Below are 23,891 nucleotides of genomic sequence, written 5' to 3' on the forward strand. Positions count from 1 at the left end.
AAAGAAATTCATAAACATAAAAAGGAATACAGGGACGAACATGGCCTTTCGCGGTGTTCGTCCCTGTCCGTTTTCTGCATGTCCGGTGAAAACTGGAAACCCAAAGTCCCGGACGAAGCACAAAAAAATCTGTACCCGATCTGCCGGAGCAGAATTCAAGGTACAGATTTTCATTTCAATGGAGTTTAGAGCCAGAAGGCAAAGGCAGCAGTAATGGAATCGATGATGGATGCTGGATCGACAGCCGATGCCGGGGCGGAAGATGTCGGATCCTGAATGATCCACATGCCGTTTTCATCTACGCCAGTCGCTACGAGGAAATGCGGATTTTCGTTGTCGCCCTGCTGGAGAATGACAATATCGCCGGCGGCAAGCGCGTCTCCGATCTGCGTCTGGTAAGCGGGCAGCGGATTCATCGGAATGCCCCAGTTTAAAGCGGCTCCCGCGAAAATGGAATCGCCGTCGCGAGCGGGCGTTAGATCGTATTCATATTGACGGGCAAAATCCGCAACCGTAACGGGGTTGAACGTCGGATCCTGAAGAAGCCAGGAGAACACTTCGGAAATGGCGGTCGGGGCGCCTCCGGTCTGTACGAACAGGCCGTTTCCATACTGCATATAGCCCCAGTCCGGATTGGCAGTTTTCAGATCCTGCAGCGCGTCGGTTGCAATCTGCGCGTCCCGGTTGCCGTCCTTGTTGGCACTCGGATAAGCGAGAATGAAATCCACCATGGATGGATCCGAGGCGGCCAGATTGACGATGGCTCCAGGCCATGCCGAAGAATCGGTAAAGAACTGCTCGAACAGACGGACTTTTTCCGGCTGCTCCGGAACCGTAATTTCACTGGTCGCATTCAGCTGATCCCGTGCAGCTGCATCGCCGTTTTTGGCGGCTTCGATCGTTGTCAGAAAGGATTGATCGTACGCGTCGAGAGCGGCCTGCTTCATTGTGTTAAATGCGCCTTCGTCCCAGTCGTCCGGCTTAACGGCATTGTTGACCAGGGCGGTAAAGTCATCGTACTGCTTCATCGCCTCGGTTTCGGCGGTCTGGTATGCCGAAGAAGAAGGCATGCCTGATTTGTGATGGAGATAGACGACCGCAAGCAGAGACGTCAGCGTCACGGCCAGAACCAGAATCAGAACGGGAAGAACAAGCGATCCCTTTCGTTTCTTTGGCTTTGCCGGTGCCGGCTGCGCTTTGCGCGAGCGGGAAGACCGGGATGGAAGATCGACTTCATAGTCGTCTTCTTCGTCATAGTTTTCGTCATCCCAGAGCTCTTCATCCGCGAGATCTTCATCAAATAACTGACGCTCTTCCTTTGGGGAAGGGCGCCTGGACGCTTCGCGAGTGGCAGCCTCCCGATTCGCCTTGCGGCTTTTTGGTTTTTCTGTGTTATTTTTCATGACGATATTTTAACATACGGCTGTTCCCGGTCGAATACGCCATACTAAATTCAGCCAAATTGATGGGCACGCCAGCGCTTTGTCAACGCTGACGCACTAGACGCGGCACGATATGAAAACCTTTTCCTTTTTTACAGGACGAGCCCAAAGAAAAAATACGGCGCAATTTGGAAAAGCTGCGCCGCTTAGAAAATTGAAAGCTGAAAGATTTCTTTTACAATACCGTATTGTGTGCCGCCCATTTCGCGGCGTTTTTGAAAGCGCACAGGATCCGATTGCCCAATGCGGCTTCTGGTTTCAACGGTCGGAACGCTCTTAGCATCCGCTATAAATGAAAAGGCCAGAACTGGAAACAGGAGAGACATGAATACAAACCATAACGATACAAACCCAAATCCGTCTGCTTCTTCCCGACTCGAAGAGAAGGACTGGCAATGGGAAAGTCCGGAAGAAAAAGAACGAAACGACAGGCTGTTTTCCTCAAGCGCTGCCGATTCGCTGGCCTCTCTTTCCAGAACACCGGACAAAACCGGCCGACGGACCCGAAAAAACACAGAACAGACGATGAAGAAAACGGCTTTGAAAAAAGAGCCGGCCAGTCGCGCCGATCAGAGCGCTCACTCTGCCGCTTCTTCAGCGTCAAATCGGACGAGTGCGCGAAAAGCCGGGAAGCAGGCGGCGCGAACGTCCGCAGGAAAACCTGTGAAGAAGCACCATTTTATGCGACGTACGCTGATCGGCCTGCTGGCGTTTGCGGCGGCCTCCTTTGGGGCGTATAAAATTTATCCGCTCGTGGCCGGACCGCAGATCGGCTCCGCCTCGCTTTCTTCCGAGCAGATCGATGAAATGGTCCGCAGCCGTCTGATGAACCAGACGAGCCGCAATCTGCAGCGCATTCCCGTCTTCGCGCACCGCGGCTTTGTCGAAGACAATCTGGACAATACGTTCGCTTCGTTCGATCTGGCGCTGCTTTCCGGCTGCCCCCAGGTCGAGCTGGATGTACGCACCAGTTCGGACGGTGTGCTGTATGTCTGCCACGACGATTCGCTGAAAGGACCGGCGGGTCTGGACTGGAACATTACCGAACATACGAGCGAAGAACTCGACCAGATCATTTTGCATAACGGAGAAAAGCTGCACCGCCTGTCGGAAGTAATCGGCCGCTATCGCGATCAGCTCATTTACCTGATTGAATTCAAGGACGATCGAAACGATCCTCAGCCGTTTCTGGATGTCGTCGAAGCGTATCCCCAGTACGCTTACACGATGCAGGTGCAGTCCTTTTATACCGGCATTCTCGAAGCCATCCACGAAAAGCTGCCGAACATGTTTGTTCAGCTGCTCGTCAATAAATATACGGAAATCGATCCGGCGCTAGGCTGCGACTGGCTGGATTCGCTTGCGCTCGATGAAAAGCTCATTTCGCAAAAGCGGATCGAGCAGATCCATGCGGCAGGCAAGGAAGTCTGGCTCTGGACCGTCGATGATCCCGATGCCATTCACCGCTATCTCTCATGGGGTGCTGACGGGGTCATTACCGACACGGAAAACGCCGTCCTCATTTATAAGGAAATGGCACAGAGCGCACAAAACTGAGTTCGACAGGAAATGCGTACTTCCAGACGCGTCTGAAGAATTGAGCAGTACAGGAATTGGAAACAAAAGGCAGAAGAAAAGGGGGTTCCGCTTTCCTTCTGCCTTTTGAAGTTCTGGAAAATGAAAAGATAATCCGAAAATTAGCAGAAAGACCCACCTGTCCGGAAAAGATAAAATCCCTGCAAAACCGTTCGCGTTTTCCATCTTTTCCGGATCAAAGAGGGATCTGAAATGAGAACAGCCGGGCGGGCAAACGAGTCACTGCCTCGCCAGAAAAGAAACAGAATGAAAAAGGAACCGGCAGCCCGTCTGAAATCGGTGCCGTTTCCATCGGACTGAACCTGGCGCACCGCCAAAAAGCACCGGCGTGCGGAAAAAGAAAATGCCGGTGAAAAAGGAAAAATTCAAAGACATTCGGGCAAAATGTTATACTGAAGGTCGCGTCTTCCCAAAGAAGAGCGTCCTGTCTGAAATAAAGCGATTTCTGGTTTGCGGGCAGGGAATACAAATGAATTTCCAAATGCTTGAGCATATAATATAAAACAGAGTGAAGGAGATCTTATGGCGAAAAAAAGTGTCTACGCTTCCATCGAAATTGCCGACCGGGAAGTACGGCTTGCAGTCGTGGAAATCTTTAATAACCGAAGCAATGTTTTACGCGTGGAGCGCTGCGCACACTCCGGTATCTCCAACGGAAAGATTACCGATGAAAAAGAAGTAACCAACGCCGTGAAACAGGCCCTCAGTCAGGCAGAAAATGCGCTTGGCTACCGCATCGAACGCGTTCTGCTCGCGGTTCCCAGCCGCGGCGTCAAAAACGTCAATACCAAAGTGCACATCGATATCGACGACGGTACGCATACCGTTCGCCGCTTCCATCTTCAGCAGGGGCTGAAGACGGCGATGCATGCCGCAAGCTTTGACGACGAAGTGCTGATCAACGTCAACCGGATTCAGTATTTCATCGGGGCCACCCATCTTGATGAGATGCCGTTTGGCTGCGATGCGGCGGAATTCGATATGGACGTCGATCTGCTGTATGGAAACCGGGAACTGGTGTTCTCCTATGTCAAGGCAGTGGAAGATGCCGGCATTCAGGTCATGGACATTGCGGTCGATCTGTACGCAGCCGCAAAGGAAACCGGATCGCTTCTGCAGTCCGCGGACGCGCCGGTCATTCTGATCAGCCTGGAGGCCGATCATACCGCGCTGGCCCTGCTCAATCAGAACAAAATCGCCTTCTGTGCTGTGATTGATCAGGGATACCAGTCCTTCATTGAAAAGCTTCAGGATCGCTATCAGCTTTCCGACAGCGCCGCATGGCGTCTGCTCGAAAACCTCTTCAGCGTTCCGAAGGAAGACGATGAGGACCGTGTGATCTACATTGAACAGCAGGAAAATCGCCGTGTGGAAATCACTCGAAAAGAACTGGCCGATGCCGTTCTGCCCCGCATGCGCAGCTGGATCGCGGAAATCAATGCCGCCTGTCAGGCGATTGTAAGCCAGACCAAAGCCCGCTATCTGATTACCGGTCAGGGCTCGAACATTCCGGTTCTGCGCGATCTGCTCAAGGATTTCAATGCGTCTGCGGACGTTTATTCCGTTTCGAGCATCGGTGCCCGCAGCGGATGCTTTGTCGTGCCGCTGGGCATGGCGTACGTCTGGGAAGACGGCAATGAAATTCAGGGCCGCGACAAAATTTCCGTCAATAACAACGAACTGGAAGAAAGCATCGAGTCCATTACCCGCTATGTCAAAGATGAAGAAGGCGGATTTACCCGTAAGCTCAAGCGCGTAATACTTACGTCGAAAAACTAGCGGCTTCACCCTTGCCGGAAAAACGAATCATACGATTCGGATTTGACGCAAGATTGGAAAACAGAAAACCAAAAACGGAAATATCCGACAGAAAACCTGTACGATAGGATATCAGGACAAATGAGCGTAAAATGCGGCCATACAGGCGCATATCGCGCTTGTCTGAAGTCTTTATGGACATAGGATTATCGAACCATCGAAACAAGGAATAAAGGAGAGTATTCACATGCCAGAACTGAATCAGAGAGCGAATATTAAAGTCATTGGCGTTGGCGGCGGCGGAAGCAATGCGGTCAATCGCATGGTTATGGACGGACTGCAGGGCGTAGATTTCTACATCGCCAACACGGACGTTCAGGTTATGAAAAGTTCCCCGGTAGAAAAGAAAATCGTACTGGGCAACGATTCGACCAAGGGACTTGGTGCCGGAGGCAACCCGGAAGTCGGCCGTAAAGCTGCAGAAGAAACTGAATCCGAAATCCGCGAAGCCATTAAGGGCGCGGACATGGTTTTCATTACCGCTGGAATGGGCGGCGGAACCGGAACCGGTGCTGCACCGCTCGTAGCCAAGCTGGCGAAAGAAGAAGGCGCGCTGACGATCGCGGTCGTTACCCGTCCGTTTACATTTGAAGGCAAACGCCGTTCCAACAATGCGGAACAGGGCATTGAGGAACTGAAAAAATATGTCGATTCCCTGATCGTTGTTTCCAACGACAATCTGCTTGAAGTCATCGGCCGCAAGCCGATCGAAGAAGCCTTCCAGGCTGCAGACAACGTACTTCGTCAGGGCGTTCAGACCATTTCGGATCTGATTGCGGTACCTGCCCTCGTGAACCTTGACTTTGCGGACGTTCGTTCCGTAATGGCCAACCAGGGTCGTGCTCTGATCGGTATTGGTATGGCAGACGGCGAAGACAAAGCGCTCAACGCTGCAGAAAAAGCCATCCAGTCCCCGCTGCTCGAATCGGATATTACCGGCGCAAAATCGGCGATCATCAACATCACCGGCGGCGACAAGGTTTCCCTGTATGATGCACAGAACGCGGTTGCGGTGATTCAGGATGCAGCCGGCGGCGACATCGACACCATTTTCGGTATCGCTATTAACGAACAGCTCGGCGACGCGATCATCGTTACCGTTATTGCAACGGGCTTTGAAGACGACGACGCACCGGCAGCGCGCAAGGCCGCAGTAAAGGGCGGAACCAAAAAGGCAGAACCTGCCGCTAAGGTTTCTTCCCTGTACACACAGCCGCAGGTAACGGCTGGCCGTGCTTCGGTAAGCGCGGAAGTCAAAGCGTCCGAGGATGAAAACATCCCGGATTTCTTCTTCCAGAATCGCTAATTCCATAAAAGATTTGGAAACGATTTAATTTTGAAAATTACAGAGCGAAAGGACCGAACAATCCTTTCGCTTTTTTGATGGAAAATGGGCATGCAGCCAGACAGCCGGACGAAAAAATTATGTTCAATTTTGTGAAATCCAAACCCCTCAATCTCGGTCCAGAAAGAGAGCTTTGAACGAAAAAGCAGATAAATTAACAACAAAGTGTTTTAATAAAGAGTATAGACGAGCTATCTGTTCCACTTTCTGACAATGGATCGGAAAATGGACAGAAAAAGGGCGGATTCTTGCCTTTGTTGCATTTGGTGCCGCCTCTCTTTATGATGAGTTCGAAAATTCTGGAGGTTTACTATGTCTTCACCACGACAATCAAGGCCGGAGAATCGGCGTACTTACCGTAATTCCGCACCGAAAAGCACCAGAAGATCGAACCCCCAGGGCCGGCGTTCTTCTGGAGCAGAAGACTGGTACGATGACGATTACGAGTACGTAAACGTCTCTTCGAAAGCCAGCCGCCGCAAGGCACCGACTGTTCCCAGTTCCGTCCGGAAAAAGAAAAAACGCAATCGCCGTCCCGGCATTCTGGCCTGGCTGATCAGCCTGGCTGCCTTATGTGCCGGCGGCTATTTCATTTTTGAGCTCTTCCGTCTCGACATTTTGCCGCTGATGTATCTCTTCATTTTCGTGGCCGTTCTCAGTCTGCTTCTTCTGCTTTTTGTGTGGATCTGGCTGGGCAAGACACGGCGGCCGGTATCCAGGACGATCATGGCTATTCTTGTGATCGTACTTGGCGTCGGCTGCGGCGTGGGTGGCGTCTATGCGCGGGCGACCGAAGATATGTTTACGGAAATTTCCTCGCTGACGGATCGCAAAGCCAACGTCATTTCCTTTTATACGCTCAAAGGCAACCATATTACGGAACCCGATCAGCTTAAGGACGGTACGGTAGGCTATGTAGACGGTCTCGATTCCCATACGCAGGACGCGTTAGAAAGCCTGCGCAAACAGGGCGCTTCCTTTACCCCCGTGCAGTACGATTCGATCTACTCGCTGGTCGACGCGCTCTTCGATCATGAAGTGACCACGATCGCCTTCCCGGAAAACAATCATGAAGAGCTGTACGAGGCCGCTAATGACGAAAACCAGTACAGCGCGCTGAATACGTTTGCCAACATCACGGACGAATACATTTACTATACCGATCGCGACGCGTCGTCTATCACGCCGTCCGATCCGGTTGCCAACATCATGAGTGATCCCTTTACGGTCCTGATTTCCGGAAACGACAGTTACGGAACGATCGATACGGTTTCCCGTTCGGATGTAAACATGTTAGTGACGGTGAATCCGCGAACCGCACAGATTTTGATGATCTCCATTCCGCGTGACACGTATGTGACGGTATCCTGCGAAAAGAATTCCCGTGCCTGCGAAGCGGTGGACGGCTCGACCGATAAGCTGACCCATACCGGCATTTACGGCGTGGGCACGACGGAAAGCACGATTGAAGATTTCCTGGGCGTGCCGATCAATTACTATGTACGTGTGAACTTCTCGTCGCTGATCAATCTGATCGATGCGGTCGGCGGCGTGGATATTGATGTACCGGAAGGACAGGAAGTGGAACGCTTTTACGCCAACGGAGAAGAAGGCGTGCATGCGGGCGTCAATCATCTCGACGGCGACCGTGCGCTTGCCTTTGCCCGGGAACGTCATGCGTATGTCGACGGCGACAACCAGCGTGTCAAAAATCAGGCGATGGTCATGAAGGCGCTGATTCGCAAATGCATGTCTCCATCGATGTTCATCAACTACCCGAAGGTGGCCAAAGCAGTATCGACGGCGATCGATACGAACATGAGCGCCCGGGAGTTGAAATCCCTCGTGACGCTGGAAATTGCCAGACGTCCGGACTGGAACATTCAGAACTATGCCATTGCGGGCGAATCGTCTTTTGAATACTGCGCGACGCTCAATACGACGGCGAGCGCTTCCATCGCCGTTCCGTCCATGGTGGAATACGCGAAATCGCTTATCGCGGATGTGCGTGCAGGCGAAACGATCGAAATTTCTCCCGAAGCCATTACCCCGTCGGTCGATCTCACACAGGATCAGACCCAGACGGAACAGGATAATGCCTACAACGAACCGCTCGTTACCGATCCGTACGGCTATGGTCAGGATTATGTCGATCCTGGCTACGATCCGTATCAGCAGCCGGCGCAGGATTACGGCTATACCGATCCGAATGTGCAGTACGATGCCTGGGGCAATCCCATCGATCCTTCGGCGAGTCCGTTCATCGGCTATGACGAATGGGGCAATCCGATCTACGGCGGATAGCCAAACCTTTCCTTTGAATTTTGTTCAGGCGAAAAGCAAATCGAAGCTTTTCGCCTTTTGTCTGAACCGGCAAAACGGTTCGCCTGGACGTGAGGCCCTTCTGCCTTTCCGCGCTCCTGCCGCTCTGTTTCCGCAGGACTGGAAACAGGGGAAAAAAGAGGAAATGAGCAGGGAAGGACTGAACCCGATATAATGAGGATGTTATGAAATTGGATATTACATCGCGCACAGCTGCTGCGAAGCTCAAATATTTCTGCTGGATCCTGCTGTTCTTTCTGCTGAGTCTGCTGGTCGGGATCTTCATGTTCAAATCCAGATAGCGGGAGGTTTCATGAAGACAAACAAGACCGCGCTGATCTGCATCAGCGACACGTACCTGCCAAGAGCCAGACTTCTCGCCAGACAGTATCAGAAGCATGGCGAAGAGACCGTTATTCTTACGCCGGATTTTTCGCACAAAACCAAGGCGCCCTTCTCGTCAGATGAAGAAGGCATCGTCAGGCTTCGCCATCGGCCCTACCAGAAAAACCTGTCGTGGCAAAGACTGCTGGGACATATGGAATTTGCCAGACGTGCCAAAACGTGGCTGGAAGACTGGAAGCCGGATCGCATCCATTGTCTGATTCCGGCCAATTCGCTGGCGATGGAAATTGGACGCTACAAGCGAAAGCATCCGGACGTCTGCCTGATTTTTGATATCAACGATCTGTGGCCTGAATCGCTGCCGGTCGGCTCCTGGTTTGGCAAAACGCCGCCGGCCTGGATCTGGAAGCATATGCGAAACGGCTATTTAAAAGACGCGGATCTTCTGGCCAGCGAATGCGCTCTGTTTCAGAAAAAAATTCAGGAGCAGACCGGTCTGCCCGCGCAGGTGATGTACTGGTCGGCCGGAACGGAAGAAACTTTTACAGCGCATTCTGCTTTTGAAGATACGGAGCATCTGAATCTCTGCTATCTGGGGTTTGTCAACAACATCATTGACCTCGATACGATGGAAACTCTGTTTCAGGCGCTTCATGCACGTACGGCGGTTCGCCTGCATCTGATTGCGCAGGGACAGCGCCGCGACGAAATGGTCGAGCGGCTTTCCCCGTACTGTGAAATCATCGATTACGGAGCCGTCTATGATCCAGAGCAGAAACAGTCGATTTTTGATGCCTGCGCGTTTGGCATCAACATTATGAAACCGGACGTACAGGCCGGCCTTTCCATGAAGACGCTCGATTATTTACAGGGCGGGCTTCCGGTCATTAACAGTCTGGAAGGCGATGTGCACGACTGGATCGAAGAGTACAGATGCGGGATCAACATCGACCGCAGCCGTCTCGAACAGACCGCAAAGGAAATTGCGGAGGCCGCTCAAAATCAGTTAGAGGCCATGCGAAAGGCGGCCCGTCAGGTTTTTGAAACGGATCTGTCTCTGTCGGCGTTTGAAAAAAGCTTTGAAATCCTGTGGCAAAGCGAGCAGAATCTCACAAAACACAGCAGGAAATGAATTCAGAATGGCCCATTGGAATAAAGCCGGGCGTTTGTAAGCGGAGTATGCGCGCAGGCGGGCGGCTTTTTTTGCGATCTGTCGCGCAAAAGATCACAATACGGAATATGGATCATTCTGCCCGTCTGGATGTATAAACCTTTCGGCAGGCTGTACTTGCGGGATAAAATCGCGGCGTGACTGCATGAGACATACGCAGACGGTTTCTGTAGCAGGCAGAAATGGATTTTCCATCCCCCCCCCAGAAAAATTCAAAGTGTGGCCCGCGGCTATGCATCGAATTTTTCAAAGGAAAATCCGCAGTCGATCTTCTTTTCATTTTGTTTTATCCTTTGCGGCGCAGACTGGCGCTGCAGTCTGGTACAAGGAGGCTTCATGAACCCATCGAATCCCATTCGCCTGTCTCTGGCGATGACCACATATAACGCAGAAGTGTATCTGATCGAACAGCTCGAGTCGATCCGTCTGCAGACGATGCCTTTTGATGAAGTCGTCATCGTTGATGATGCTTCCAGAGATCACACCGTCGAAAAAATCCGCGAATATATCGCCACATACCATCTCGCCGGCCGCTGGTTTCTGCACGTCCATACCGAGAACACCGGCTTTGTCCGCGCCTTTCGTGATGCGCTGAGCCGCACGCGGGGCGAATATATTTTTCTGAGCGATCACGATGACATCTGGAAACCAGAAAAAGTCGAACACATGATGAAGATGTTTGATAAGCATGTGGAACTGCTGGCGCTCGCTTCTTCCTTTTCGCTGATTGATGCCCAGGACCGTCCAATCGAAGGCAAGTCGAGCAGCCGGCGAAGCAACCATAATCTCATTCGCCGTCCGCTGCCGCGCGGCCAGTTTTCGTGGCTGACCTTTGAAGATCTGATGGGCTACAACGTCTCGCCAGGATGTACGCTCGCGCTGACCAGGCGGCTGAAGGATGAGTACCTGTCTACGCCGGTCGATATGAATCTGCCCCATGACTGGGCGATCTGCGCGATCGCAGCCATTCAGAACGGTCTGGGCTATCTCGACGAGGAACTGATGGGCTATCGCCAGTACCCCGGCAACACGCTCGGTCTCACTCGCCGCAGCGACTACGAAAGCCGTCTGCATGCTTCGTGGCAGGACTATCTCCAGAAAGAAGCGCTCCTCTCGCTGACGCTTCAGTTTCAGGCCGAGCTGCAGATGATCGAAAAGATGGAAGAAGTCCGCTCGTTTTACGCGCAGAGAGCCCAGGCGCTCAGCCACCGCTCCCTGTTTGAACTCAGCTCGCTTCTGCTTTCCCATCAGGGCAGCGGATTCCGCCTGACGCTTGGCATGGACATCAAATCCATTCTTTCTTCTTCCTCTTCTTCCGCTACTGCGCAGCAGGAAGCCAGAGCGTTCAATCCGATCGATCCATCCTCCAGAAAAGAAGAAAAAGAAGCAGAAACCGATCCGAAAGGAAACCGCCCGCAAAATGAAACGGATCGGAAAAAGGCAGCCCGAAAAGCGGACGGAAAGGCGGACGCATGAGTTCGAGACTGTCCATTTCGGTCGTTCTGGCTACCTATAAAGGCGCACCCTGGCTGAACGCGCAGCTCGATTCCATTGCCGATCAGCTATGGGTCGGCGATGAGCTGATCATCAGCTGCGATGGCGGTTTAAGCGAAGATCTTGAAATCGCGGAACGCTTTGCCAAAGCCCATCCGGATTTGCGGATCCGTATTTTAAGCGGCCCGGGTCTTGGCGTCGTGCGCAACTTTGAATTTGCGCTCAGTCAGGCAAGACGGGAAATTATCGTGTTCTGCGATCAGGATGATGTCTGGAAACCGGGCAAGCTCGACTTATACCGTCACGGCTTTCGCGAAGAGAACGTCATGGCGATGCTTCACGATGCCTCGATATGCGATGCTGATCTTCACGTGATTGAACCTTCCTTTTATCAAAGCCACGGCTCGAAGGAAGGATTCTGGAACAATCTGCTTCGCAATTCGATGATCGGCTGCTGCATGGCAGTGCGAAAGGAAGTCGTGGACGCAAGCCTTCCCTTTGGAAAGATTCCCATGCACGATCAGTTTCTGGGCCTGCAGGCCTATCGCATGGGCAAGGTGGTTTTCAGCCCGAAAAACTGTCTGGACTATCGACGGCATGGAAACAACGCGTCTTCGCTCAAATCGAGTTCTCTGCAAAATCAGATTCAGTGGCGCCTCCAGCTGATCGGCGCGCTGCTTCGCCATCCCGTTCCTAAGCAAAAGGCAAAATCAAGATAAGGAAGAACACGGAGGTCCGGCAATCCGGGCTTTTTTACGGAAGTGCGTATCCTCCGAGAAAAAAGCGCCGTGCCTAAAGCTGAACAGATTCGGAATGAGCAGAATTTGGGAAAAATGTGGGAGAAAAATCGCCAGAAAAAACCATTAAAAATCCGTGAATGCTCTTACATTTCGTATGTTGTGGGACGTGCGCCGTATCATTTCCCATCTTTTCTTTTTTTGGCTAAGATGGAGCTGAACGGAAAAGGAGAACTGAAGAGATGAAAGGCATCATTCTTGCCGGCGGATCCGGAACAAGACTCTATCCATTAACCAAAGTAACCAGCAAACAGCTTCTTCCTGTTTTTGACAAGCCGATGATTTATTATCCAATGTCCATTCTGATGGAAGCTGGCATCCGGGAGATCATGATTATTTCTACCCCGGAAGACACGCCTCGCTTTGAGGAACTGCTCGGCGACGGCAGCCAGTTCGGTCTGGAGCTGACGTACAAAGTACAGCCCTCGCCCGATGGACTGGCGCAGGCATTTATTTTAGGCAAAGATTTTATCGAAAACGATTCCGTCGCCATGATTCTTGGCGATAATATTTTCCATGGTCACGGTCTGACCAAACGGCTTGTGGAAGCTGCCGGCAGAGACAGAGGCGCTACGGTATTTGGCTATTATGTAGAAGATCCGGAACGCTTTGGCGTTGTCGAGTTTGACGAAAACGGCAAAGCCGTCAGCCTGGAAGAAAAACCGGCCGAACCGAAATCCAACTATGCGGTTACCGGTCTGTATTTTTATGACAACAAAGTCGTGGATTACGCCGCCCATCTTCAGCCTTCCGCCCGCGGCGAGCTGGAAATTACCGATCTGAACAAGATTTATCTCGATCAGGGCGAACTGAACGTCACCCTGCTTGGCGACGGCTTCACCTGGCTCGACACCGGTACGCATGAATCTCTGGTGGATGCCACCAACTTCGTGAAAACCGTTGAAGAACACCAGCACCGCAAAATTGCCTGCCTGGAGGAAATCGCCTACCGGCAGGGCTGGATCGATCGCGAACAGCTCGAGAAAACGTACGAGATTTACAAGAAAAATCAGTACGGCGCCTATCTCAAAAAGCTGCTCGATCGCAAATACATTGATAAAAACCAGAAATAGCGGTCTGCTCGGAAGAAAAACAGATCCAAAGCCGGACAAAAGGCCGGCCGACATTCAAGAGGAAATAAGCATGAAAGTGATTGAAACGGAAATTCCAGGCGTGCTGATCGTGGAAACCGACGTTTTCGGCGATCATCGCGGCTACTTTACGGAAACCTATTCCAAACCCAAATACGAAAAGCTCGGCATTACGGTCGACTTCGTTCAGGACAACATGTCCTTTTCCGCAGCCGAAGGCACGCTGCGCGGTCTGCACTGGCAGAACCCGCCGTATGCGCAGTCTAAGCTCGTCAGCTGCACGAAGGGGAAAGTCATCGACGTTGCGGTCGATATCCGCAAAGGTTCTCCAACCTTCGGCAAATGGGTTTCCTGCGAACTGTCGGCGGACAACCATCGCCAGTTCTTTATCCCGCAGGGCTTTGCGCACGGCTTTCTGACCCTGACGCCGGATGTGGAATTCCGCTATAAAGTCGACAATGTCTACGACAAGGCATCGGAGGGCAGCATCCGCTATGACGACCCGACCGTCGCCGTCGACTGGGGCATGCTTCTTAATGGACGCGAACCCGTGCTCAGCGACAAGGACCGCATTTCGCCGGTTCTCGAAGACGCCAACAACCTGTTCGTTTACGATGACATGATGAAAGGAAACTAGCCATACATGAAAATTCTCGTTACTGGAGGAGCCGGATTCATCGGTTCCAACTTTGTTGAATACATGGTCAATACGTATCCGGAAGATGAAATCATCAACCTGGACGCGCTGACTTACGCCGGAAATCTGGAAAGTCTCAAGAGCGTAGAAAACAAGCCGAACTACAAGTTTGTCAAAGGCGACATCGCTGATCGTGACTTCATTTTCGATCTGTTTGAAAAGGAACGTCCCGATATCGTCGTGAACTTCGCCGCCGAAAGCCACGTCGACCGCTCGATCGAAGATCCGGAAATCTTCGTAAAATCCAACGTTCTTGGCACAACGACTCTGCTCGATGCCGCAAAAGAATACGGCGTTAAACGTTTCCATCAGGTATCGACCGATGAAGTGTACGGCGACCTGCCGCTCGATCGTCCGGATCTGTTCTTCACGGAATCCACGCCGCTCCATACGAGCTCGCCGTATTCTTCGTCCAAAGCCGCTGCGGACCTGTTCGTTCAGGCGTACCACCGCACGTACGGCCTGCCGACAACGATTTCCCGCTGCTCGAACAACTACGGACCGTACCAGTTCCCGGAAAAGCTCATCCCTCTGATGATCGCCCGCGCGCTCGATAACGAAAGCCTGCCGGTTTACGGCGACGGCGCCAACGTGCGCGACTGGCTGTACGTTCTCGACCACTGCAAGGCCATCGACCTGATCCTGCGCAAAGGCAAGGAAGGCGAAGTCTACAACATCGGCGGCCACAACGAAAAGAGCAACCTCGAAGTCGTTAAGGCGATCCTCAAGGCACTCGACAAGCCGGAATCCCTGATCACATACGTAGCGGACCGTAAAGGTCACGACCGCCGCTATGCGATCGATCCTGCAAAAATCGAAAAAGAACTGGGCTGGGTACCGGAAGAAAACTTCGATACCGGCATCCAGAAAACGTTCCAGTGGTATCTGGACAACCAGGACTGGTGGAAAAACATTCTCAACGGAGAATACAAAAACTACTTCCAGAAAATGTACGTCGACAAAGGAAGAGTCGACCAGTAAAACCGTCTCGCTATTGAGGCATACACGCTTATGAACCCGCAGCCGGAGGGGCGAAACAGCTTCGTCCGTCCGGCTTCTTTTCGTTTTGAGCACAGAGGAGGATTGAAAATGAAAATTCTTGTTACCGGCGCAAAAGGCCAGCTCGGACACGACATCATGGTGCAGGCCAAGGAGCGCGGCATTGACGCCGTCGGCGTCGATGTAGCGGAAATGGACATCACCAGGCAGAATCAGGTTGAAGAAGTCATTTCCCGCGGCGATTACGACGCCGTCATTCACTGCGCCGCCTGGACCCAGGTGGACAAGGGCGAAGAACCCGAACTGTTTGAAACCGTAGAAGCCATCAACGCGACCGGAACCGGCTATATCGCCAAAGTGTGCCGCGAACTCGACATCCCGCTGATGTATTTCTCGACGGACTACGTCTTTGACGGCCAGGGTGCGGAACCGTGGAAAGTGGATGATGAAAAAAATCCGCTGAACGTTTATGGCCTGACCAAATCGGAAGGCGAGGACTACGTGTTCCAGAACCCGAAAAACTTCGTTCTGCGCATTTCCTGGGTATTTGGCGCCAACGGCATCAACTTCATCAAGAAAATGATGCAGCTGTCCGAAACCCACGACACCCTTACCGTCGTTGACGATCAGGTCGGTCTGCCGACGTACACATGGGATCTCGCCCGTCTGAGCCTGGATATGATTCAGACCGACAAATACGGCACGTACCATGTGGCCAACAGCGGCGACTACATTTCCTGGTACGATTTTGCCAAGGAAATTTTCGCCCAGACCGGACGTCACGTAAAAGTCATTCCAGTCGGCTCCGATCAGTATCCGGCTAAGGCGAAACGTCCGTCCAACTCCCGCATGGACCTTTCCCGCATCGCTGCAGAAGGCTTTGAACCACTCCCTGCATGGCAGGATGCGCTCGCCCGCTATCTGAAAACTATGGATCTGGCTTAATCTGGCTAAAGCCTGCCTGTTCGAATTTACGAAATTTACGCTCTGTCATCCGGCAGGGCGTTTTTCTTTTGGACGATTGGAAAAGGCCGGTCTTCGCGTTTAAAAACCGGCAAAAGAAAACGGATGCCCGAAGGCATCCGAAACAAATCAAAGATAAAGCGGGCACGCAAATCCAGATAACAGAAGGAAGACATAGATCTGTTTTTGCGCTTATGCGTTTGGCTCTGGCTTTGGCTTGCACTTGAACAGGGAACGGCAATGTTTCCAGATCCACCGTCCCAGGGAATGGAGCGGATGGAACGATTCGGAAATCATGCCGGTGCGCTCGATGAACAGTTCAATGACGAGCAGAAGAAGCAGGATCAGAACGACACCGGCTTTTCGGCTGTAAATGTAAATGAACGCGCTCATGCCAAACAGGAACGTAATGCCGCACATGATGATGACCGAATTGGTCTGGCCAAACCGCTTGAGCAGCTGATGGTGCAGATGGGATCGGTCCGCCTGATCGACCGGAATGTTATGAATCTTGCGGCGCAGGATCGCGGAGAGCGTATCGATAATCGGCAAAACGAGAAGCAGAATCGGCAGGCCAAGGGTAATGGTTGTCGACGATTTGAATCCGAGAAGGGAAAAGGAAGAAACGATGGAACCCAGAAACAGAGATCCGCAGTCACCCATGAAAATCGAAGCGGGATGCGCGTTGTAGAGCAGAAAGCCAAGTACCGCGCCGGAAAGCATCAAGGAGAGGATGACCATATCGCTGCGCTTGTCGACAAACGAAATCGAACAGATGACGGCCAGCACAATGAGAATCATGCCGCCGCAAAGTCCGTCGAGACCGTCGAGCAGATTGATCGCATTCGTGATGCCGACCACCCAGAGGATGGTGAAGATCGAACAGATCAGATCCGAGCGGATGGCCCAGCCAAAGATGCGCAGGGTATCGACGCGTATGCCGTAGTGAAGCAGAATCAGCGACGCCAGCACCTGCAAAATGAATTTGACCTTGGCCGGAAGATCCACAAAATCGTCAGCAAGACCGATGAAAAACATCATCGAGCTGGCGAGATAAATGCCGAGTATGGAACGGTCCGCCTGCCCGTTGAGCAGCAGCGCACAGGAGAAAGCCAGATAAATGGCTATGCCGCCGATCCGGGAAATACGGCCGTGATGAATGGTACGGTTATTGATTTTCGCCCAGGCATCTGATGGATACGACAGCCGCTTGATCAGGGGAATGAGTGCGGCTGAAATCAGAAAAGGCGTAATGAACGCCATGACAGCAGTCACGGACTTCCTCCTTTCCAGGACAGTGAGAGCCCTTATGCCATTATGACAAAGAAATTCATTTTTTGGTATTTCATCCGTTCGCCCGAGTTTGCGACTGTGTCTGTATACGGGTCTGCACAAAGACGACACTCGCAGAGCGTTTCCGGGAAAAGCCGGACGGGGCCAGCGGATTTGGTTATACTGTTCTGTATCAGGATAAGGCGATACGTCTGTTTCAATGTACAGAACTGGGGGATTGGACTATGAAAAAGATGCTCCTTCTTTACAATCCTGTGGCCGGAGACCGAAGAATTCAGAACAGCCTCTCCGATCTCGTCAATCAGATGACGGGAATGGGCTATCTGGTTACGGTGTATCCGACACAGAAACCGGGAGATGCCAGCGAAAAGCTGAAAAATCTGGATCTGAGCGGCTGCGACCGTCTGGTCATCTGCGGCGGCGACGGGATGCTGCACGAAGCGCTCAACGGCTGGATGGCTGGAAAAAACATGCCATTGCTGGGCTATATTCCTTCCGGCACCGTCAATGACTTTGCCAACTCGCATGAAATTCCGCTCAAGCTGAGCGAAGCCGCTGAAATTGCGGGCGGCGACTGGTGGGCGCCCATCGATGTCGGTCAGTTTAACGAGGAATATTTTTCCTATGTGGCCGCCTTCGGTCTGGGCACCTCGGTTTCCTATCTGACGGCGCAGGAGCGCAAAAACCGCCTCGGTTCGATCGCCTACGTTCTGGAAGCCCTTGGCCGCGTGGATTTTGCCCATTGGGAAAACAACTGTGAAACGCTGGAAATCGAATGGGAAGGCGGTTCGCTGCAGGGCGACTTTCTGTATGGCATGGTTTCCAATTCCCGCTATATCGCCGGATCGGATCTGTTTACCCGAAACATTTATAACTGGCACGACGGACTGCTCGAGGGTGTCTTTATTAAGCGCCCGATGAATATCAGCGAGCTCAACCAGATCATTTCCTGCCTCATGCGCTCTTCTTTTGACAATCCGCTCATGATGCAGGTGCAGTCGCCCTGGTTCCGGTTGAAAGGGGAAAACATCCCGTGGACGCTCGATGGCGAATACGGCGGCGTGCACGATATCGTCGAGGCCCGCGCCGTTTCTTCGGCTCTCAATCTCGCTCTGCCCAAATCGCACGTGCAGGAAGCGGCCGACTGGCTCGCCGCACTCCACCCGGATGTTCCGCTGGCGCTGCCCGAAAATCCCGCGAGTAAGGAAAACGCCCAAGGGGACGGTCCGCATGGAAAATGATCTCATTTTAAATCCGTCGCAGACCGAAGCGGTCGAAGCCATTGAAGGCTACGTCCGGGTTGTTGCGGGCGCCGGTTCCGGAAAGACGCGAACACTCGCCGCCCGGTATGCCTTTCTGATCGAGATCGGCATGATTCCGGAAAGCATTCTGGCAATTACGTTCACGAACAAAGCGGCAGCCGAAATGAAATCGCGCATCCGCTCACTCACCGGAGACGATCAGTGCGGGACGATCTGTACGTTCCATTCGCTCTGTTCGATGATCCTGCGCGAGGAAAGCCACATCATCAGCTATCCGAAATCGTTTGTGGTGCTCGACAACGCGGATATCGATCAGCTTCTGCGGCAGGTGTACGACGAAAAGGGACTGACGCTTCACGACATGACGTTTTCCAAGGCGCGGGACATGATTGAAATCCGCAAGATCAAGGACGAGCCGAACTACCGGGAAGATCTCGTGGCGCTCTCGCCCGCAGCCATTCAGAAAAAATACGAAAACGCGATCGATCCGCAGGATCAGATTTTTTACGGGTATCTGAGCGCGCAGAAGAAAAACTTCGGCCTCGACTATAACGATCTGATTTTGCTGACGCTGAAAATCTTTGACGAAAATCCCGATGTCGCCCGCAAGTGGCAGCAGCGGTTTGAATACATCATGGTGGACGAGTTCCAGGACATCGACGGTCTGCAGTACCGCCTGATCGATGCGCTGGCCAAAGTTCATCACAATCTGTTTGTGGTCGGCGATCCCGACCAGACCATTTATACGTGGCGCGGCGCCAACGTACGCCGTCTGCTCGATTTTGATGAACATTTTCATCCGTGCCAGACGGTGCTGCTCAACGAAAACTACCGCTCCACGCCTCAGATTCTGAAGACGGCCAACTCGCTCATTTCCAAAAACGCGAACCGGATCGACAAGGATCTGATACCCTTTCTGCCGGATGGAAAACCGGTGGAAGCCGGTCATTTTGAAACGCCGGAAAAAGAAGCAAAATGGATCGCCTCGCGCATCGCTTCCCGTCATGAGGAAGGCGTGGCGTATCGTGACATGGCCATTTTGTACCGCGCTCATTATTTAACGCGTCCGATTGAAGACGCGCTCATTGCGGCGCACATTCCGTACGCCGTGTATTCGGGCGTGCCGTTTTTCTCGCGTGCGGAAATCAAGACGACGCTCTCGTACTGCCGCATGCTGCTGTACCGGGACGATCTCGACTTTTTGCGCACGATCAACGATCCGCCGCGCAACATTGGAAAAGGCCGCATCGCCTTTTTAAAGGACTATGCCGAACAGAGGGAAATCTCGCTCTATCAGGCGCTCGTCGAAAACAGCGAAAGCGACTATTTCGCGTCGACCAAAGCGGCTGAGTATATCGCGGTCGTGGAAGAAACGGTATGGCAGGACCGGCTGATCAGCCAGGTGCTCGATGAAGTGCTTGACCGCTCCGGCTACGAAAAGGAACAGCGCCTGCGCGGCGCCCAGGATCGCCTCGACAATCTTGCCGAACTGAAGCAGGCGGCTGCCGAATTTGAAGTGTCGTGGGGAGAAGATACGACGCTCGAATCGTGGCTGAACCAGAACGCGCTCTTTTCCGCTGCTGATGGACAGACGACCAGCGATCAGGTACGCCTGATGACCATTCATACGGCGAAGGGACTGGAATTTGACACCGTCTTTCTGCCGGCGCTCGATGAAGGCATTTTCCCGTCGAGGCAGACGAAAACCCGCCCGCAGATGGAAGAAGAGCGGCGCCTGATGTTTGTCGCCCTGACCCGCGCCAAAAAGGAGCTGTATCTCAGCGATGCACAGGGCATCCTGCATTCGGGATCGAATCGCATGCCTTCGCGCTTTCTCTTTGATATCGGGCTGGAAAACGCCGTCTGGCAGCCGCCGATTCCAGAAGATCTCATTCAGGCCGCGACCCGCTTCATCTCGCTGCGCTCCCGTTCTTTAAAAGGGGAGTCGGAAAACGAAAACGAGCTGCAAAGCGGCGATCGCATCGCGCATCCTGTCTTTGGAGAAGGCATCATTCTCGATCTGGATCGACAGGCACAAAAAATCGTGATTCAGTTTGATAAACTGAGCACGACGCGTACGCTTTCCCTGCACGCCCGCCTGAAAAAAATCGGAGGCGATCCGGAAGCCATTTTGCATTAAGCCTGCGCTTTCTCTTCGAAAAGGCAGATGAAAGATCTCCCGGAGGGTGCAGGACGTATACTCAAAAAGAAAAAAATAAAACCGCATCTTCTGGATGCGTATGGGGATAGAAAGCCATATCGGCTTTCGTGAAAATACAGCCAGCGGCTGTATGGAAAAGGGGACTGAAAAGGAAATGGATACAGAAAAGAAGCCCGCGGCGCCTGAAAACAGCCAGCCGGAGACTTCGGCGGCCGCAACAGGGGATCGGGCCGCTGGAAGTCCGCCTTTACGGCGAGCAAAAATCAGCGCCTCCAACACGCCAAAAATCGTAAAACCGAAAACGGCGAATGCCAGTACAAATAAAAATGAAACCGAGGCGCATAGTGATGGTGCGATTGATCGTCTGGAACGGGAAAAGCCGCTGACACGTCTGATGGAAGAAGCCGAACGCCAGGAAGAGGCCGGCGAAAGCCCGAAGACAGAAACTGCACCGTTCGGTTCGGAACCCGCCGCCAGTGCGGATTCAAATTCCGATTCGAGTGCGCAAGAGGAAAAAGAGAGCGAAGTATCCAAAGAAGCAAAAACGCCAAAAGCGCCAAAAGGGCCTTCCCGCTTTGCCAGACTGGTACGAAAGCCGGGGTTCTGGTGTCTGCTGATCTGCCTGCTTGCCGTGTTCTGGCTGCTCTATTCGATGCTGGAACTCGGTCTGCTGCGTCTTTCGGCCGCCGCCTGGATTGTCGGACTGGCCGCGGCGGCTATGACCGTTGCGGGGTTCTGGTTTTTCGAAACCCGAAACCGTCTGTGGTCCATTCCAGCCGTCTTTCTTTGCGTGGCCATTGTCGTAACGTGCTTTTTTGGTCAGCGCTATGTGCATTCGATTTCCAGAGAAATCGATCAGCTGAGCGACTATGGTCAGGAATACACGCTGAGCGCCGGATTATACGTACCGAACGCGGTACCGCTCCAGACGATTGACGCTCTGGAAGGCCAGATTGTCGGCGTTCTTGACAGTCGCGGCAACGAAACGAATGAAAAAGTTCTGGACCGTCTGAAAGAAGAAGGCGTGACGGTGCGTACCGAATCGTACAGCACGCTCCAGCAGCTCAACAAAGCCGTTCGCGGCCAGAAAGTACGTGCCGCCATTCTGACGCCGACGGAAATTAAGCTGATTCATGAATTTTCCAATGGACAGACGTCCAACGGCGATCTGACAAGCGCGCTGAACGTCAGCTGGTCGACCGGTCTGGTCGAAGAAAACCAGCCGCTCGATCTCAACACGCAGCCGTATACCGTTCTGGTTTCCGCTTCGGATACGCGGCTGAATACCCAGATGTACACGTCGACAATGACGATGCTGCTGACCGTCAACCCGACGGCGCATCAGGTGCTCGTCACCGTTATTCCGCGCGCGCTGGCTCTGCCGGCCAAATGCGACGGCACGCTGGGCTGTCCGGCCGATGGCGCTGCCGACCGTGCCGGTCTGCTTTCCAATTACACGCTCGAAGCGCAGCGGCAGGCGCTCGAAGAAGAATTCGGCACGTCGATTGATTTTACCGTTCAGGTCGATCTGGCCGCGGTCGTTTCGCTGTTTGATGAAATGGACGGCCTGTATCAGTCGGGCGGACGGGAATACGAAATCGCTTCAGCGATTACGGTCAATCCGGATAAAGGCGTATCCGGACCGAAAATCCGTCAGATTCTCGGCTCCCTGTCCAACTACTCCGGAAACGATTTCGACCAGGAACTGAACCAGTTTGTCATGTTCTGCGATCTTGCCCAGGCCAGAAAGCAGATTTCGTTTACGAACATTCCGTCCCTGCTTCGTATTCTCGACGGATCGATGATCACATCGTTCAACTACGAACAGCTCTGCACGCTCATATGGCAGTACGTTCTTGAACCGGAACCGTTCACGTGCTGGTATTCGACCGTTTCCGGGGAATACCAGACCCAGTATTCCGCCGTTCTTCGCGATTCGGCGTACATGTTAATTCCCGATCCGGAATCGCTGGATCAGGCGAAGACGGCGATTCAGTCCATTCTCAGCGGCCACGAACCGCAGACGTCCCGCATCGAACGAAGCGATGAACCGGCACCGGCTTCCGAACCCAATGCAGAATCGGATCCAGCAGCCCAGCCGGAAACGTAGCCCGAAGCGGCAGAAAACGGCATCGTACAGGATGCGGGAAATGAAGTTCAGCCGGAACTGGTACCGGCCGGACAGTAATCAGCATTAAAAAAGAAGTGTGAGGCGCTTTATGTATAAAACCAAAGATCTGTATACCCATGAACATTCCCTGGCCAAAAACTGGCTGGATCAGTTTGAATACCCCTGGCAGGCTTTAGGAAAAATCAATGAACTGATTCTGACGCTGTGTCACGATCTGCCGGCGGAGTATGAAGAAAAGGAACCAGGTATTTTCGTTCATAAAAGTGCAGAGATCGCACCGACCGCGGTTTTAAAAGCACCCTGCATTATCGGTCCGGATACCGAAGTGCGTCCAGGAGCCTTCATTCGCGGCAACGCGCTCGTCGGTGCGCACTGCGTGGTCGGCAACTCCACCGAATTAAAAAACGTGATCCTTTTTGATCACGTTCAGGTTCCGCATTACAACTACGTCGGCGATTCCATTCTCGGCTATCGCTCGCATATGGGCGCAGGCTCGATTACGTCCAATGTAAAAAGCGACAAGTCGCTGGTTGTCGTCAGCGACGGCAAGGAAAAAATCGAAACCGGTCTGAAAAAATTTGGCGCCATGCTGGGCGACGATGTAGAAGTCGGCTGCAATTCCGTTCTCAATCCGGGAACGGTAATCGGCCGCCATACGAACATTTATCCGCTCTCGAGTGTCCGTCATGTGATCCCTGCCAATTCGATTTTCAAGGACAAGGATCATATCGTCTCGAAAAAGTAACGCGCATACGAATCCGTATCCATTCAAAAGAAAGTAGTCTTTGTCTCGGTTTCTGCCAAAGCGAGGACTGCTTTTTGTTTTGGCCAAAAAGCCGGTAAGCGTCAAATAAAAGACGGGTATTTTCTCGACCGCCTCCTTGGGATAATTCCTTTATTCAAGGAGGCTTTTTCATGGAATCAATCATCCCTGCAATCGATCTCGGTATCGATTTCTCCAAAG

At 52.7% G+C, this 23,891-nt stretch carries 18 protein-coding genes; 16 read left to right on the forward strand and 2 right to left on the reverse strand.

Features of this window, described 5'->3' with window-relative positions; all coding sequences use genetic code 11:
- Positions 1–185: 185 nt before the first annotated feature.
- Positions 186–1,403, reverse strand: a complete 1,218-nt coding sequence (locus Afil_RS05840) for a hypothetical protein (protein WP_230267631.1) — start codon at positions 1,401–1,403, stop codon at positions 186–188.
- Between the two features lie 112 nt (positions 1,404–1,515).
- On the opposite strand from Afil_RS05840, the gene Afil_RS05845 reads away from it, so the two are divergent.
- From Afil_RS05845 to rfbD, 12 genes are all read left to right on the forward strand, one after another.
- Positions 1,516–1,722: a hypothetical protein gene (locus tag Afil_RS05845; protein ID WP_230267632.1), complete on the forward strand. Its 207-nt coding sequence runs from the start codon at positions 1,516–1,518 to the stop codon at positions 1,720–1,722.
- Between the two features lie 44 nt (positions 1,723–1,766).
- A complete protein-coding gene (locus Afil_RS05850) occupies positions 1,767–2,999 on the forward strand; it encodes a glycerophosphodiester phosphodiesterase (RefSeq protein ID WP_230267633.1) in 1,233 nt (410 codons plus the stop codon).
- A gap of 561 nt (positions 3,000–3,560) precedes the next feature.
- Entirely contained in the window at positions 3,561–4,817 is a 1,257-nt protein-coding gene (locus tag Afil_RS05855) for a cell division protein FtsA (RefSeq protein ID WP_230267634.1), read from the forward strand.
- Positions 4,818–5,043: 226 nt separating this feature from the next.
- The gene (ftsZ, locus tag Afil_RS05860; RefSeq protein WP_230267635.1) at positions 5,044–6,162 is read left to right on the forward strand and encodes a cell division protein FtsZ; all 1,119 of its coding nucleotides are present in this window, start codon (positions 5,044–5,046) and stop codon (positions 6,160–6,162) included.
- Between the two features lie 351 nt (positions 6,163–6,513).
- On the forward strand, positions 6,514–8,505 hold the full coding sequence (locus tag Afil_RS05865) for an LCP family protein (RefSeq protein ID WP_230267636.1): 1,992 nt from the start codon (positions 6,514–6,516) through the stop codon (positions 8,503–8,505).
- 331 nt (positions 8,506–8,836) lie between these two features.
- On the forward strand, positions 8,837–10,000 hold the full coding sequence (locus Afil_RS05870) for a glycosyltransferase (RefSeq protein ID WP_230267637.1): 1,164 nt from the start codon (positions 8,837–8,839) through the stop codon (positions 9,998–10,000).
- 375 nt (positions 10,001–10,375) lie between these two features.
- Positions 10,376–11,515: a glycosyltransferase gene (locus tag Afil_RS05875; RefSeq protein WP_230267638.1), complete on the forward strand. Its 1,140-nt coding sequence runs from the start codon at positions 10,376–10,378 to the stop codon at positions 11,513–11,515.
- On the forward strand, positions 11,512–12,252 hold the full coding sequence (locus Afil_RS05880; protein WP_230267639.1) for a glycosyltransferase: 741 nt from the start codon (positions 11,512–11,514) through the stop codon (positions 12,250–12,252). The genes Afil_RS05875 and Afil_RS05880 overlap by 4 nt, the downstream gene beginning before the upstream one ends.
- A gap of 260 nt (positions 12,253–12,512) precedes the next feature.
- Complete coding sequence (gene rfbA, locus Afil_RS05885; RefSeq protein ID WP_230267640.1) at positions 12,513–13,403, forward strand: glucose-1-phosphate thymidylyltransferase RfbA; 891 nt, start codon at positions 12,513–12,515, stop codon at positions 13,401–13,403.
- 70 nt (positions 13,404–13,473) lie between these two features.
- Positions 13,474–14,058, forward strand: coding sequence for a dTDP-4-dehydrorhamnose 3,5-epimerase (rfbC, locus tag Afil_RS05890; RefSeq protein ID WP_230267641.1), 585 nt, complete (start codon positions 13,474–13,476; stop codon positions 14,056–14,058).
- Positions 14,059–14,064: 6 nt separating this feature from the next.
- Positions 14,065–15,099 (forward strand): dTDP-glucose 4,6-dehydratase, encoded by a 1,035-nt coding sequence (gene rfbB / locus Afil_RS05895; protein ID WP_230267642.1) that lies wholly within the window; start codon positions 14,065–14,067, stop codon positions 15,097–15,099.
- 108 nt (positions 15,100–15,207) lie between these two features.
- A complete protein-coding gene (gene rfbD / locus Afil_RS05900) occupies positions 15,208–16,062 on the forward strand; it encodes a dTDP-4-dehydrorhamnose reductase (RefSeq protein WP_230267643.1) in 855 nt (284 codons plus the stop codon).
- 210 nt (positions 16,063–16,272) lie between these two features.
- On the opposite strand, the gene Afil_RS05905 is transcribed toward rfbD, so the two are convergent.
- Positions 16,273–17,355, reverse strand: a complete 1,083-nt coding sequence (locus Afil_RS05905; protein WP_230267644.1) for an MraY family glycosyltransferase — start codon at positions 17,353–17,355, stop codon at positions 16,273–16,275.
- A gap of 242 nt (positions 17,356–17,597) precedes the next feature.
- Between Afil_RS05905 and Afil_RS05910 the strand changes: the two genes are divergently transcribed.
- The 4 genes from Afil_RS05910 to Afil_RS05925 all read left to right on the forward strand — a co-directional run bounded on the left by Afil_RS05910 (position 17,598) and on the right by Afil_RS05925 (position 23,672).
- On the forward strand, positions 17,598–18,614 hold the full coding sequence (locus Afil_RS05910; RefSeq protein ID WP_230267645.1) for a diacylglycerol/lipid kinase family protein: 1,017 nt from the start codon (positions 17,598–17,600) through the stop codon (positions 18,612–18,614).
- The gene (locus tag Afil_RS05915) at positions 18,604–20,775 is read left to right on the forward strand and encodes an ATP-dependent helicase (RefSeq protein WP_230267646.1); all 2,172 of its coding nucleotides are present in this window, start codon (positions 18,604–18,606) and stop codon (positions 20,773–20,775) included. The genes Afil_RS05910 and Afil_RS05915 overlap by 11 nt, the downstream gene beginning before the upstream one ends.
- A gap of 151 nt (positions 20,776–20,926) precedes the next feature.
- Positions 20,927–22,906, forward strand: a complete 1,980-nt coding sequence (locus Afil_RS05920; protein WP_230267647.1) for a hypothetical protein — start codon at positions 20,927–20,929, stop codon at positions 22,904–22,906.
- 109 nt (positions 22,907–23,015) lie between these two features.
- The gene (locus Afil_RS05925; RefSeq protein ID WP_230267648.1) at positions 23,016–23,672 is read left to right on the forward strand and encodes an acyltransferase; all 657 of its coding nucleotides are present in this window, start codon (positions 23,016–23,018) and stop codon (positions 23,670–23,672) included.
- The last annotated feature ends 219 nt before the right edge of the window (positions 23,673–23,891 follow it).

This window comes from Allobaculum fili, assembly GCF_020969955.1.
Lineage (GTDB): Bacteria > Bacillota_I > Bacilli_A > Erysipelotrichales > Erysipelotrichaceae > Allobaculum > Allobaculum fili.

What these genes read in the sequence shown, in the direction of transcription:
- Afil_RS05910 (WP_230267645.1), top strand. Translation starts at nt 17,598, where the DNA reads ATGAAAAAGATGCTCCTTCTTTACAATCCTGTGGCCGGAGACCGAAGA.
- ftsZ (WP_230267635.1), top strand. Translation starts at nt 5,044, where the DNA reads ATGCCAGAACTGAATCAGAGAGCGAATATTAAAGTCATTGGCGTTGGC.
- Afil_RS05920 (WP_230267647.1), top strand. Translation starts at nt 20,927, where the DNA reads ATGGAAAAGGGGACTGAAAAGGAAATGGATACAGAAAAGAAGCCCGCG.
- Afil_RS05850 (WP_230267633.1), top strand. Translation starts at nt 1,767, where the DNA reads ATGAATACAAACCATAACGATACAAACCCAAATCCGTCTGCTTCTTCC.
- Afil_RS05845 (WP_230267632.1), top strand. Translation starts at nt 1,516, where the DNA reads ATGAAAACCTTTTCCTTTTTTACAGGACGAGCCCAAAGAAAAAATACG.
- rfbB (WP_230267642.1), top strand. Translation starts at nt 14,065, where the DNA reads ATGAAAATTCTCGTTACTGGAGGAGCCGGATTCATCGGTTCCAACTTT.
- Afil_RS05875 (WP_230267638.1), top strand. Translation starts at nt 10,376, where the DNA reads ATGAACCCATCGAATCCCATTCGCCTGTCTCTGGCGATGACCACATAT.
- Afil_RS05865 (WP_230267636.1), top strand. Translation starts at nt 6,514, where the DNA reads ATGTCTTCACCACGACAATCAAGGCCGGAGAATCGGCGTACTTACCGT.
- Afil_RS05925 (WP_230267648.1), top strand. Translation starts at nt 23,016, where the DNA reads ATGTATAAAACCAAAGATCTGTATACCCATGAACATTCCCTGGCCAAA.
- Afil_RS05840 (WP_230267631.1), bottom strand. Translation starts at nt 1,403, where the DNA reads ATGAAAAATAACACAGAAAAACCAAAAAGCCGCAAGGCGAATCGGGAG.
- Afil_RS05915 (WP_230267646.1), top strand. Translation starts at nt 18,604, where the DNA reads ATGGAAAATGATCTCATTTTAAATCCGTCGCAGACCGAAGCGGTCGAA.
- rfbD (WP_230267643.1), top strand. Translation starts at nt 15,208, where the DNA reads ATGAAAATTCTTGTTACCGGCGCAAAAGGCCAGCTCGGACACGACATC.
- rfbC (WP_230267641.1), top strand. Translation starts at nt 13,474, where the DNA reads ATGAAAGTGATTGAAACGGAAATTCCAGGCGTGCTGATCGTGGAAACC.
- Afil_RS05880 (WP_230267639.1), top strand. Translation starts at nt 11,512, where the DNA reads ATGAGTTCGAGACTGTCCATTTCGGTCGTTCTGGCTACCTATAAAGGC.
- Afil_RS05855 (WP_230267634.1), top strand. Translation starts at nt 3,561, where the DNA reads ATGGCGAAAAAAAGTGTCTACGCTTCCATCGAAATTGCCGACCGGGAA.
- rfbA (WP_230267640.1), top strand. Translation starts at nt 12,513, where the DNA reads ATGAAAGGCATCATTCTTGCCGGCGGATCCGGAACAAGACTCTATCCA.
- Afil_RS05870 (WP_230267637.1), top strand. Translation starts at nt 8,837, where the DNA reads ATGAAGACAAACAAGACCGCGCTGATCTGCATCAGCGACACGTACCTG.